Annotated in this window: 9 protein-coding genes; 6 read left to right on the top strand and 3 right to left on the bottom strand. The window is 69.7% G+C overall.

Going from position 1 to position 12529, the window contains the following annotated elements; genetic code table 11:
- Window positions 1-8: 8 nt before the first annotated feature.
- The 4 genes from tnpA (at window position 9) to ACIBK3_RS35360 (ending at window position 6004) form a co-directional block, all read left to right on the top strand.
- Window positions 9-425, top strand: coding sequence for an IS200/IS605 family transposase (gene tnpA, locus ACIBK3_RS35375; RefSeq protein ID WP_399371713.1), 417 nt, complete (start codon window positions 9-11; stop codon window positions 423-425).
- Between the two features lie 481 nt (window positions 426-906).
- Window positions 907-3189, top strand: coding sequence for a peptidoglycan recognition protein (locus tag ACIBK3_RS35370; RefSeq protein WP_399371712.1), 2283 nt, complete (start codon window positions 907-909; stop codon window positions 3187-3189).
- Window positions 3190-3443: 254 nt separating this feature from the next.
- A complete protein-coding gene (locus ACIBK3_RS35365) occupies window positions 3444-4232 on the top strand; it encodes an SDR family oxidoreductase (protein WP_399371711.1) in 789 nt (262 codons plus the stop codon).
- A gap of 194 nt (window positions 4233-4426) precedes the next feature.
- The gene (locus tag ACIBK3_RS35360; RefSeq protein WP_399371710.1) at window positions 4427-6004 is read left to right on the top strand and encodes a sodium:solute symporter family protein; all 1578 of its coding nucleotides are present in this window, start codon (window positions 4427-4429) and stop codon (window positions 6002-6004) included.
- 173 nt (window positions 6005-6177) lie between these two features.
- Here ACIBK3_RS35360 and ACIBK3_RS35355 read toward each other — a convergent pair whose 3' ends face one another.
- Window positions 6178-7293, bottom strand: coding sequence for an ADP-ribosylglycohydrolase family protein (locus ACIBK3_RS35355; RefSeq protein ID WP_399371709.1), 1116 nt, complete (start codon window positions 7291-7293; stop codon window positions 6178-6180).
- 346 nt (window positions 7294-7639) lie between these two features.
- On the opposite strand from ACIBK3_RS35355, the gene ACIBK3_RS35350 reads away from it, so the two are divergent.
- Together ACIBK3_RS35350 and ACIBK3_RS35345 are read left to right on the top strand one after the other, a co-directional pair.
- Window positions 7640-8101, top strand: coding sequence for a prevent-host-death family protein (locus ACIBK3_RS35350; RefSeq protein ID WP_399371707.1), 462 nt, complete (start codon window positions 7640-7642; stop codon window positions 8099-8101).
- A gap of 419 nt (window positions 8102-8520) precedes the next feature.
- Window positions 8521-9039, top strand: coding sequence for a DUF2165 domain-containing protein (locus ACIBK3_RS35345; RefSeq protein WP_399371706.1), 519 nt, complete (start codon window positions 8521-8523; stop codon window positions 9037-9039).
- On the opposite strand, the gene ACIBK3_RS35340 is transcribed toward ACIBK3_RS35345, so the two are convergent.
- Together ACIBK3_RS35340 and ACIBK3_RS35335 are read right to left on the bottom strand one after the other, a co-directional pair.
- Window positions 9032-9595: a hypothetical protein gene (locus ACIBK3_RS35340; protein WP_399371704.1), complete on the bottom strand. Its 564-nt coding sequence runs from the start codon at window positions 9593-9595 to the stop codon at window positions 9032-9034. The genes ACIBK3_RS35345 and ACIBK3_RS35340 overlap by 8 nt on opposite strands.
- A gap of 84 nt (window positions 9596-9679) precedes the next feature.
- Window positions 9680-12265, bottom strand: coding sequence for a bifunctional FO biosynthesis protein CofGH (locus ACIBK3_RS35335; RefSeq protein ID WP_399371703.1), 2586 nt, complete (start codon window positions 12263-12265; stop codon window positions 9680-9682).
- Between the last annotated feature and the right edge of the window lie 264 nt (window positions 12266-12529).

The following is a 12529-nucleotide window of genomic DNA, read 5'->3' as shown; positions in this document are numbered from 1 at the left end:
ACTGGGTTATGGGTGAGATGCAGGAGATCAGAACTGGTCGGCACTGTGCTTTCGTGATGCATGTGCACTCGGTCTTCGTGACCAAGTTCCGGCACAAGGTGTTCACCGATGCCCACTTGAGGCGGATGGAGGAGATCATGCGGTCGGTGTGTACGGACTTCGAGTGCGACCTGGTGGAGTTCAACGGCGAGGACAACCACGTCCACCTGCTGGTGAACTTCCCGCCCAAGGTCGCCGTGACCAAGCTGGTCAACTCCCTCAAGGGCGTCTCCTCCTGTCGGCTGCGCCAGGAGTTCCCCGACCTGGTACGCCACTACTGGCGGGCCAACAAGCTCTGGTCCGGGTCCTACTTCGCCGGCACCGTCGGCGGCGCCCCGCTCTCCGTGGTCAGGCAGTACATCGAACAGCAGAACCGGCCCGTGTGAGCACCACCCGGCTCCGCCGGGACCAGCCCTCACGGCGCTCCGCGCCGCAAGAAAAGAACTGGGGTGTCCGGCTCCGCCGGACCTGAATCCGCGACGCTCCGCGTCGCGACCATCAGATTCGCTTCACCACCGGCCAGAAGGCCGATGCACTGCGAATGAATTCCGGTAGCCCTGGAGCGGACTCGAACTGCAGCCGGCGAACAACTGGGCCGCAGAACGCAGTTGGCGTCGCCGGGGGCCAGGCGCCCGGCGCCATCGGCGGACCCGTCTTTCCCTGGCCGTCGCCGGTCATCACAGGAAGTGATCTTCGCCACCCATCTTTGCGGGGCCGTGACGTTTCGCGACCGGGCTGCGCTGGCAGTACGGGCCATCCGTGTGACGGATGTGCCTTCTGTGGCTTCCTTCTGCGGCCTTCCCGGCCTTCTTTTTAAGGTGGATCGTCTTGAGTCGGCGTACTTCGCGTGCCTACAGACCGCTGAGCATGAAACGGCGGGCCTGGCTCACACTCGGAGCGGTGATCGTGGGAGGCGGGGGCCTGGTGACCTACGCCGTCGCCAGTCCCTCCGCCGATCCCGGTGCGACAGGCCGGGCCAAGCGGCCTGTGAAGGTCTACGACCTGTCCCTGCAAGGCACCACCGGCGACAAGCGGGAACTGCCGCGGACGGGCACCCGGCAGTTCTCGATGCTGGGCGTCTCCTGGACGGGTGCCGGCAAGCAGCTCGACGGCACGGTGCGGGTACGTGTCCACAGCCGTGACACCGCCGAGTGGAGCGCATGGCAGGACCTGGAACTGGACGTCGACCCGCTCGACAAACCGGGTCCTCGGGTGCGCGGGGCGTCCGAGCCGCTGTGGGTCGGTCCCTCCGACGGCGTCGAAGTGCAGGTCGCCCGCAAGAACGGCACCACCCGCTCGCTGCCCAAGGGGCTGCAGGTCAACCTGGTCGACCCGGGTGTGGTGACCGACGCCGAGGCCAAGGCCGGCGGCAGCGGTGCCGAGCCTGCCGCGTTCGCCGCCGACGTGAGCCCGGACACCACGGCCACCGCACCCACTGACTCGCCCACACCCACGGACTCCCCCGCACCGACCGACGCCACCACCGCCACACCGACGGACGGCCAGAGCGCCACGTCCCCGGCGCCGACCGACACGACGCCCGCGGCCACCCCCACGGCGTCCGGATCCGGTTCGCCCTCCCCGAGTACGTCGGCCAGCGCGTCGGCCACGCCGCCCTCCGCGCCGCCGTCCACCGTGCCCGAACCGCCGATCACCTCGCGCGCCGGCTGGGGTGCCGACGAGTCGATCAGCTCCGACCCGTCGGAGTACAACGCCGACGTGAAGGCCGTGTTCGTCCACCACACCGACGGGAGCAACGACTACTCCTGCGCCGACTCGGCGTCGATCGTGCGCGGCATCTACGCCTACCACGTGCAGGTCAACGGCTGGAACGACATCGGCTACAACTTCCTGGTCGACAAGTGCGGCACCGTCTTCGAGGGACGCAAGGGCGGCGTCGACCTGCCGGTGCTCGGCGCCCACACCTACGGCTGGAACCGCGAGTCCGCCGGCATCGCGGTGCTCGGTGACTACACCTCCACCGGCGCCTCCAACGCCGCGCTGGCCTCCATCGCCCGCGTGGCGGCCTGGAAGCTCGGCCAGTACGGCGCCGACCCGGCCGGGACCGTCCAACTGAACGCCGGCGCCGGCCAGACGAACTACTTCGGCACCAAGTTCACCGCGGGCACCAAATACACGTTCAACCGGATCTCCGGCCACCGCGACGGCTACAACACCCAGTGCCCCGGCAGCTCCCTCTACGCCCAGCTGCCCACCATCCGCTCCTGGGCGGCCGGCCCGGTGCAGGGCCTGAAGGTCACCTCCGTCAGCGGTGCCGCCCTGTCGGGTACGACGTACTACACCAAGGGCGCCATCACGGCTCGCTGGACGGCGACCACGCCCGCCTCGCTCATCTCCCGGTTCGAGCTGCTGGTCGACGGCAAGGTCGCGGCCACCGCCTCCGGTACGGCCACCTCCGCGAACGCGACCCTGGCGGCGGGCAGCCACACCGTCGCCGTGCGGGCCGTGCACCAGTCCGGCAAGACCGCCACCAGTGCCGCGCTGACCGTCGTCGCCGACACCACCGCACCCGCCTTCACCACCACGCCGAAGCTTTCCCTGCGCACCGGCACCGTCAACACCACCGCCGTCCCGGTCTCCCTCGGCTGGAAGGCGACCGACGACAAGGCGCTGCGCGAAGTGAAGCTGGTGTCCCCGACGGCTGCCACCTTCGGCCCGACCACGACGGCCTCCAACCGCACTGCCAACTCCGGGACGGCCGCCACTTGGTCGATGCAGGCGTACGACTACGCCGGTAACTACCGCACCGCGTCCGCCTCCTACACGCCGGTGATCCTGCAGGAGACCTCGGCGGTCAAGTCCGGCAGCTGGACCACCCGTTCCTCCACCAGCTACCTGGGCGGCAAGTCGTACTCCAGCGGGTCCAAGGGCGCCAGTCTCACCTGGACGTTCACCGGCCGCTCCGCCTCCTGGGTGGTCTCCCGCGCCTCCAGCTCGGGTCAGGCGTACGTCTACGTCGACGGCGTCAAGGTCAGCACGGTCGATCTGAAGTCCTCCACCACCCTGTACCGGCAGGCGATCTGGACCAAGACCTGGTCCAGCAGCGCCAAGCACACCGTCAAGATCGTCGTGGTCGGCACCAGCGGCCGCCCCACCGTCACCACCGACGGGCTGGTCTACATCAAGTAACACCTGAGGAGCCTGGTCACCGCGCGGTGCTCGTCGACCGTGCGGTGGCAAGGCCGGCGTGCGTCTCGCTGCGGGTGTCCTCGGTCATGGGCGCTTCCCCTCCCGCTGCCGCGTTCCCTTCCCCTCCGCGTTCCCTTCCCCTTCGGCATTCCCCTCCGCGTTCCCTTCGGCTTTCGCGTTCCCTTCCGTCCTCCTGCGGTCGCCCCTATTCTGACGATCCGTCAGATAGTGCGCCAGAGCTGAGGAGGCCATCGATGTCACTGCTCGCGGGCAAGACCGTCGTCGTGTCAGGGGTCGGGGCCGGGCTCGGTCACCAGGTCGCGGCGGCCGTCGTACGGGACGGGGGGAACGCGGTGCTGGGGGCGCGTACCGAGGCGAACCTGGCGAAGAGCGCGGCCGAGATCGATCCGGTCGGGACGCACACGGCGTACCGGGCGACGGACATCACCGACGAGGGGCAGTGCGAGGCGCTGGCGGGGCTCGCGCGGGAGCGGTTCGGGCGGGTCGACGCGGTGGTCCATGTGGCGGCCTGGGACAGCTACTTCGGCGGGCTGGAGGACGCCGACTTCACCACCTGGCAGTCGGTGATCGACGTGAACCTGCTGGGGACGCTGCGGATGACGCGGGCCTGTCTGCCGGGGCTGAAGGCGGCGGGGGGCGGAGCCGTGGTGTTCATCGGGACACAGTCGGCGGTGGCGGCCCCGTCGCAGGTGCGGCAGGCGGCGTACGCGGCGTCGAAGGGTGCGTTGACGAGCGCGATGTACTCCCTGGCGCGGGAGTTGGGCCAGTACCGGATCCGGGTCAACACCGTGCTGCCGGGCTGGATGTGGGGACCGCCGGTACAGGCGTACGTGCAGTTCACCGCAGTGACGGAGGGGGTGCCGGAGAGCGAGGTGCTGGAGCGGTTGACCGGGCGGATGGCGTTGCCCGAGCTGGCCTCGGACGCGGATGTGGCGGACGCGGCGGCATTCCTGGCCTCGGACCGGGCGCGGGCGATCACCGGGCAGTCGTTGCTCGTCAACGCGGGCGAACTGATGCGCTGACCTGACCCTTTTCAGTCAACCCGAGGGTCGGGCAGCGGCTTGGCATCGACTCCCATTTGTTCATGTCTGTGAACATGGGACACCACACCGAACTATTTTACTACCTCTTGACCTTCCTCTTCCTTGCCGTGAGCATGCCCCCCAACCCAGAGTTCACATGCCTGACCCTGGCGGCGGACTCTGGAAGGAGGCCCATGAACAGTCTCGACTGGGCCGTGCTCATCGGCTACTTCGGCGTGATGGTCGCGATCGGAGTCTGGTCGCACAAGCGCGTGGACAACGTCAGCGACTTCTTCACCGCCGGCGGCAAGATGCCCTGGTGGCTGTCCGGCATCTCCCACCACATGTCGGGCTACAGCGCGGTCATGTTCACCGGGTACGCGGGCATCGCCTACACCTATGGCGTGACCTCCTTCGTCACCTGGTCCTTCCCGATCGCCCTCGGCATCGCGATCGGCTCGAAACTGTTCGCGCCGCGCATCAACCGGCTGCGCTCGCGCCTGCATGTGGCTTCCCCGCTCGAGTACCTGAAGAACCGTTACGACCTGAAGACCCAACAAGCACTCGCCTGGTCGGGCATGTTGCTGAAGATCGTGGACGTGGGCGCCAAGTGGGCCGCGATCGCCACCCTGTTGTCCGTGTTCACCGGGGTGTCCCTGAACCAGGGCATCCTCATCACCGGTGCGATCACCGCCGTCTACTGCACCATCGGCGGCCTGTGGGCGGACGCGCTGACCGAACTCGGCCAGTTCATCATCCAGTTGCTGGCCGGCGTCTCGATGTTCGTCGCGGTCGTACTGAAGCTGAACGACAAGGGCATCGGCTTCTTCGGCGCCTGGGACGAGCCCGCCCTGCAGGGCCACGGCAAGCCCCTGGTCGGCCCCTACGGCACCGTCTTCCTGCTCGCCTTCCTCTTCATCAAGCTGTTCGAGTACAACGGCGGCATGCTCAACCAGGCCCAGCGCTACATGGCGACGAGCAGCCCGCACGAGGCCACCCGCTCGGCCCGCCTGTCCGCCGCCCTCTGGCTGATCTGGCCGGTCGTCCTCTTCTTCCCGATGTGGATGTCCCCGCTGCTGGTCCACGCCCAGAAGCCGGACGGCTCCGACTCCTACGGCCTGATGACCGAACAGCTCCTGCCCCACGGCCTGTTGGGCCTGGTCATCGTCGGCTTCTTCTCCCACACCATGGCGATGTGCTCCTCCGACGCCAACGCGATCGCCGCGGTCTTCACCCGGGACGTGGCTCCGGTGGTGTCGGCGCGGGCCCGGGCGTGGGGCCAACGCTCCGGTCTGATCGCGGCCCGCGTGACCACGGTCGTCTTCCTCGGCCTGTCCATGGCGGTGGCGACGCAGGTCAACTCCCCCGCGTTCAAGGACATCATCACCGTCGTCATCAAGTGGGTCGCCGGTCTGATGGGCCCGATCGCGATCCCGATGATGCTGGGCCTGCTGCGCCCGTTCCGCCGCTCCGGGCCGACGGCGGCGCTCACCAGCTGGTCGATGGGTCTGCTGGCCTTCTGGCTGGTCAACTACCCCATCAACTGGAACGTCGACGGCGGAGTACCGCTCGAGTACCAGGTCTCGATCCCGCTCGCCGTCTCCCTGGTCCTCTACATCCTCGTCGGCTACCTGAAGCCGGAGGACACCCCGAACCGCCTGGCGATCATCGAGAAGGTCAACACGGACGGCGACAGCAGCGCCGCGGCGGCGGTCCCGACGCCGGCCCCGGCGGGCGACGACGTGGTGGGGACGACACCGGTGAAGGACTGACCACCGGGTTCGGACTTCGGGAACCTCGAACTCCCGAACGGCCCTCCTCCCGGCCTACCAGGCCGGGGGGAGGGCCGTCTCACCGTGCGGGGCGCCGGGGGTTCGCCGCGGGTGCGGTGCGCTGGGTGAAGGCACCGGGGCGCGGGACCGGTCCGGCGGACCCGACCCGGCCGTCAGGCCCGCGGATAACGGGCCAGCCACCCCGGCGACGACCCCGCAGGCCCGTGCAGCGCGGGTCCCTGGGTCATCTCCATCGCGAAGTCGTCGGCCAGCTCCAGCAACGTGGGACGGCCCTCCAGCTCGGCCAGCCAGGCCGGCGGGAGGGCCGTCTCACCGTGCAGGGCGCCGAGGAGGCCGCCGGTGAGGGCGCCGGCGGCGGCCGAGGGTCCGTCGTGGTTCACGGCGAGCCGCAGCCCGTGCCGTACGTCCTCCCCGACCAGCGCGCAGTACACGGCGGCCGACAGCGGCCCCTGCGCCGTACCCTCCGCGAGAAGCTCCTCGACCCGGCCGGGGGTCGGCATTCCCTGCCGTACCGCGCCCAGCGCGTGCTGCAGGGCGTCCGAGACGGGCTGGTGGCCGGAGCGGGCGGAGAGCAGGGCGAGTGCCCGCTGGACGGCCGTGTCCAGGCTCTCGCCGAGAGCCAGCGCGTGCACGATCACCGCGTACGCGCCCGCCGAGAGGTAGGCGGTGGGGTGGCCGTGGGTCTGCGCGGCGCACTCCACGGCGAGCTGGACGACCAGCTGCGGCTCCCAGCCGACGAGCAGCCCGAAAGGCGCGGACCTGGCGGCGGCCTCGGGCCCGGCCTCAGCAGGGTTCTTCGGTGACTCCAGCGTGCCCATGGCCTCGTCGCCGAGCCCGAGCAGGAGCGAGCGGGCGGGATCCCGGCGGGCGTACAGCCACTCCTCCCGCGCGAGCCACCCGTCCTCCTTGCGCCGCTCGTCGGGCCCCCAGTCGTGCTGGGTGGCCGCCCAGCGCCGGTACGCCCGGTGCAGATCGGTCGGCGGGTGCCAGGCGCCGGTGTCGCGGCGGACCTGGGCGCGTATCAGCCCGTCGACGGTGAACAGGGTGAGCTGCGTGAGGTGGGTGACGGCACCGCGCCGCCCGTACCCGAACCCGAGGTCGACGAGCCCCTCCGCCCCGTACGTCTCCCGGATCTCCGCCAGCCCGAGCCCGTCGACCGGCGCGCCCAGCGCGTCCCCGACGGCCGCCCCCAGCAGCGTGCCGCGCACCCTGCTCCGGAAGTCCTGCTGCTCGGCCCGCCCCCAGACGGCCCCGGCTGTCGCACCCACCAAGACCTCCCACGGCACCGTCCGGACGTACGACAGCAAAGAACTGTAATCGAACGGGGACGGTGGGTTCAGGGGGAGAATCGGTATGCGAGGTGTGGGACAAGTGGTCGCGGGCGGTCCAAGATGGTCGCAGGTGATCCCGTCTGCCGTCCTGGCTGGCCCTGACTGGCCCTGACTGGCCCTGACTGGCCCTGACTGGTCGAATATCAGCCGAACCAGGTCACATCGCGGACGTATTGCGCACGCGTGCGTGCCGCACTCGACGCCCGGCCGTGGCGCCAGGGCCAGTCCATGGTGGAATACAGATCGGTTGACTTCGGAACGTGTTCCGAAGTAGCGTGAGGTCATGTCCACTCCCACCGTCGCGTTCTCCGAACTCTCGAAGAACTCGAAGCGCGTCGCCGAGACCCTTGATCGGACGCAGCGTGTGCACATCACGCGTCGGGACGGCGAGGATCTCTATCTGACGACAGCACGTCACGACCAGCAGCGGGAAGAGACGGCGGACATCACGGCACGTCTCCTCGCCGCCCTTGTACGCAGTGATGCCGGTGAGCGAGCGATACTGCGCGCACTGCCTTCGGTCTTCCCGTGGGTGCGTCATCTGTCTGCAGACGAGCTGAAGCAGTTTGTGGCCGAACTCATCGATGCCACGCACGACGCGGCCCAGCTGGATGTTCACGCCAATCTCCACCGAGTCGTCGTCGAATGGCGCGCAACAGCACGTGTCCTCGCCGACCCCGACCTCACCGCACAGCTCACCCGCCGACTGCCGGACGAGGACCACGGCGACGTGACCGCACCGTGAGCCCAAAGCGCGGCGATGATGTCGCTCCACCGCTGGTGGGCGAGGAATGGCGGCTGCGATTCGCTACGAACGAGGCGGCGAAGGGGTGGGGTGAGCTGGGCGCGGAGGCCCCGGGAAACACCCGGCGCTGCTTCGAGGCACTGCGCAGCGCCCCTGAGTCCCGGGGGGATCCCGACAGACAGCACCGGCTGCGCGGTCGTCTGGCCGCAGGCAATCTCGGTGGTCGGGAGTATCCCCAGTGGGAGTACGAGGTGACAGCGGGTGGTCGTGTGCGCTATCTCATCGACGAAGCACGGCGAACAGTCCATATCGTTTACGCGTCCACCCGCCACCCCAAGGACACCGAATAGCCCCAACAGCGGCCAGTTTCCGGCTCATTGGGTACGGCACACCGTCCTGCCGGGTGGAAAATGATCGGCATGTCCACGACCCCCCGCACCCCCCGCAGCGCCCTGTTCCTCGGCGCCACCCTTCTCACCGCCACCGTCGCCCTCTACATGGCCCTCGTCGCCTTCGGGAACATCACCGACTTCGGTACCAACCAGCAGTTCGTACGGCACGTCCTCGCGATGGATACGACGTTCAAGGACGACGACCTGATGTGGAGAGCCGTCACCAGCAAGGGACTTCAGGACGCGGCGTACATCGCCATCATCGTGTGGGAGACGCTGGCGGCCCTCGTCCTCGTCTACGGCACCTGGCTGTGGGCGCGGCGCGACCAGGACCGTGCCCGCCGGTTCTCCACGTACGGCCTGGTCATGGTCATGCTGCTGTTCGGCGCCGGGTTCATCGCGATCGGCGGTGAATGGTTCTCGATGTGGCAGTCGAAGGACTGGAACGGACTGGACGCGGCGACGCGGGCGTTCCTGTTCAGCGGGGTCGTACTGCTGGTGATCAACCTGCCGTTCGGGCAGCCGGGCAAGCAGTCGGCTACCTGACCACCACGACCGTCGTCCCGCTCTCTCCGAACGTCCACAGCGCCGACCCGTCCGCCTTGCCCATCCGGATGCCACTGGTCTGGATGCCCGAGGCGGGCGGGGGCGAGGAGCCGTCCACCGCGTTGGAGAAGGCGATCCACCGGCCGGACTTGGAGGCGAAGTACAGGATGTGTTCGATCTGTACGCCGTCGGAACCGGTGGTGGCCTCCGTACGCTGGGAGATCTTGTAGCTGCCGGGGTCCGGGCCGACCGTGCCCGGCCACACCGTGAAGCTCCGGCGAGAGACGTCGCTCGCGTCGACCAGCCACACCCGCTTCTGGCCGAGGGAGTACACGACGCGCCGCCCGGTGCCGGAGTCGTCCGGCACCGCGGTGGGCCTCGCGGACTTCGACGCGGAGGGCTGCGGGCTCGCCGAGGCACTCGGCCGGGTGGCCGTGACGGTGGGGTGCGGACCCTTGTCCGCCTGCACGGTCAGCACGACGACCGCCGCCACCGCGCCCGCCGTCAGACCGGTCACCCAGACCCACGAGGGAAGCCGTCGGGCAGGCACGGGCACGCATCTCCTCAGGTACGAGACCCCTCACACGAGAGGTCCGATCATCGTACTGTGAGCGGCCTGAGCTCCTCTCCGCCGTCCGGATCAGTCCAGCACCGGCAGCAGTTCCGGCAGATGCCCGTCCGAGATCGTCGCCGCCCGCTGCCGCTCCTCCGGGACCTCTTCGTACAGCGTCGTGCGCGGCCTGGCCGGCCGCCCCGCCGCCTCCGCGACCGCGATCAGGTCCTTGACCGACTTGTACGAGCCGTAGGAGGAGCCCGCCATCCGGGAGATGGTCTCCTCCATCAGGGTGCCGCCCAGGTCGTTCGCGCCCGAGCGGAGCATCTCCGCCGCGCCCTCCGTGCCCAGCTTCACCCAGCTGGTCTGGATGTTGGGGATGTGCGGGTGGAGCAGGAGTCGGGCCATCGCCGTCACCGCCCGGTTGTCCCGCATGGTCGGGCCGGGGCGGGCGATGCCGGCCAGGTACACCGGCGCGTTCGTGTGGATGAACGGGAGGGTGACGAACTCCGTGAAGCCGCCCGTGCGTTGCTGGATCCCGGCGAGGGTGCGCAGGTGGCCGAGCCAGTGCCGGGGCTGGTCCACATGCCCGTACATCATCGTCGAGGACGAGCGGATGCCCAGTTCGTGCGCGGTCGTGACGACCTCGATCCAGGTGGCCGTGGGCAGCTTGCCCTTCGTGAGGATCCAGCGGACCTCGTCGTCGAGGATCTCGGCGGCCGTGCCGGGGATCGAGCCGAGGCCCGCCTCCTTCGCGGCCGTCAGCCACTCGCGGATGGACATGCCGGTACGGGTCGCGCCGTTCACCACCTCCATCGGGGAGAAGGCGTGCACGTGCATGCCGGGCACCCGCTCCTTCACCGCCTTCGCGATGTCGAAGTACGCCGTCCCGGGCAGGTCCGGGTGGATGCCGCCCTGCATGCACACCTCCACCGCGCCCACCTCCCAGGCCTGTTGGGCGCGGTCGGCGACCTGGTCCAGGGAGAGGGTGTACGCGTCGGCGTCCGTGCGGCGTTGCGCGAAGGCGCAGAAACGGCAGCCGGTGTAGCAGACGTTGGTGAAGTTGATGTTTCTGGTGACGATGTACGTGACGTCGTCGCCGACCGTCGACCTGCGGACGTCGTCCGCGATCCGGCACAGCGCGTCCAGCGCCGGGCCGTCCGCGTGCAGCAGCGCCAGCGCCTCCTCGTCGGTGAGCCGCGTCGGATCGTCGGCCGCCGTCGCCAGGGCCTGGCGTACGTCCGTGTCGATGCGCTCCGGCACCATGCCGGGGGCGGCCGCCTCGCGCAGGGCGCCCCAGTCGCCGTACACCTCGTCGAAGTCGTCGCGCCGGTCGGAGGTCCGGCCCTCGGTGTCGATGGTGCGGTGCAGGTCGGTGCGGCCGGTCGACTCGAAGACCTCTTCCGGTTCCTGCCAGGGGTGGCCCTCGACGACGGCGTCGGGAAGCGCCAGGCCCGTCTCCGGGTCGGCCAGCGCCGTCACGTGCGGGCGCAGCCGCGGGTCCAGCCAGGGCTCGCCGCGCCGCACGAACTCGGGGTACACGCACAGACGTTCCCGCAGCTCGAAGCCGACGGCCGCGGAGCGGGACGCCAGTTCCTCGATCTGCGGCCAGGGGCGCTCCGGGTTGACATGGTCGATGGTCAGGGGCGAGACGCCGCCCCAGTCGTCGATGCCCGCCCCGATGAGCCGCTCGTACTCGGAGTCCACGAGGTTCGGCGGGGCCTGGAGGCAGGCGGAGGGGCCCATGATGTGGCGGGCCACGGCCACCGTCGCCACCAGCTCGTCGAGTTCCGCGTCCGGCATGCCGCGCATCGCGGTGTCCGGCTTGGCGCGGAAGTTCTGGATGATCAGTTCCTGGATGGAGTGGTAGGCGCGCGAGATCCTGCGGAGCGCGAACAGGGACTCCGCTCGCTCCTCGTACGTCTCGCCGATCCCGATCAGCAGCCCGGACGTGAAGGGCACGGAGGAACGGCCGGCGTCCTCCAGGACGCGCAGGCGTACGGCGGGCTCCTTGTCGGGGGAGCCGTAGTGCGGACCGCCCGGCTCCGACCAGAGCCGCTCGGCCGTCGTCTCCAGCATCATGCCCATCGACGGGGCGACGGGCTTCAGGCGCTGGAAGTCGGTCCACGACATGACGCCCGGGTTCAGGTGGGGCAGCAGGCCCGTCTCCTCCAGGATGCGGATGGAGATGGCGCGGACGTAGGCGATGGTGTCGTCGTAACCGTGCGCGTCGAGCCACTCGCGCGCCTCGGGCCAGCGGTCCTCGGGCTTGTCGCCGAGGGTGATCAGGGCTTCCTTGCAGCCGAGGGCGGCGCCGCGCCGGGCCACGTCGAGCACCTCGTCGGGCGACATGAACATCCCGTGCCCCTCCCGGCGCAGCTTGCCGGGGACGGTCACGAAGGTGCAGTAGTGGCATTTGTCCCGGCACAGCCGGGTGAGGGGGATGAAGACGCTCTTCGAGTACGTGATGACCCCGGGGCGGCCCGCCGCGTCGAGGCCCGCGTCCCGCACCCGGGCGGCGGACGCGGTGAGGTCGTCGAGGGCCTCACCGCGGGCCTGGAGCAGCACCGCCGCCTCGGCGACGTCGAGGGTGACGCCGTCCCGGGCGCGTTTGAGGGCGCGACGCATGGAGTTCTCGGTGGGGCCGGTTCCGGGGGTCGCGGTGCTCGTCATCCTTCGAGCATACGGAGAGGCTCCGCCGGTTCAGCGGGGACGGGGGGTCTCGGGGGCTGCGGTGCGTTGCGGGATGCGGGCTCGTCGTAGCTGGTCGCGCCCGGGCGGCGGAGCCGCATATCGATACAGCCCCGCGCCCCCGGGTCGGCAGCCCGGCCGCCCGGCTAGATGTACTGCCCAGGCAGGTTGGTCAACCTGGTGATGGGCGGTTTGCCGCCGGTCGCGGTGTGGGGGCGGTGGTGATTGTAGTGATGGAGCCAGGCT

This window comes from Streptomyces sp. NPDC050287, assembly GCF_044459385.1.
Classification (GTDB): Bacteria; Actinomycetota; Actinomycetes; order Streptomycetales; family Streptomycetaceae; genus Streptomyces.
The sequence above is the reverse complement of the archived record's forward strand: the minus strand, read 5'-3'. Positions and strand labels throughout refer to the sequence as shown.

Bases quoted from the DNA above. Each gene is read 5' to 3' on its own strand.
- ACIBK3_RS35350 (WP_399371707.1), top strand. From the start codon at position 7,640: ATGTCCACTCCCACCGTCGCGTTCTCCGAACTCTCGAAGAACTCGAAG.
- ACIBK3_RS35335 (WP_399371703.1), bottom strand. From the start codon at position 12,265: ATGACGAGCACCGCGACCCCCGGAACCGGCCCCACCGAGAACTCCATG.
- ACIBK3_RS35370 (WP_399371712.1), top strand. From the start codon at position 907: ATGAAACGGCGGGCCTGGCTCACACTCGGAGCGGTGATCGTGGGAGGC.
- ACIBK3_RS35365 (WP_399371711.1), top strand. From the start codon at position 3,444: ATGTCACTGCTCGCGGGCAAGACCGTCGTCGTGTCAGGGGTCGGGGCC.
- tnpA (WP_399371713.1), top strand. From the start codon at position 9: ATGGGTGAGATGCAGGAGATCAGAACTGGTCGGCACTGTGCTTTCGTG.
- ACIBK3_RS35345 (WP_399371706.1), top strand. From the start codon at position 8,521: ATGTCCACGACCCCCCGCACCCCCCGCAGCGCCCTGTTCCTCGGCGCC.
- ACIBK3_RS35360 (WP_399371710.1), top strand. From the start codon at position 4,427: ATGAACAGTCTCGACTGGGCCGTGCTCATCGGCTACTTCGGCGTGATG.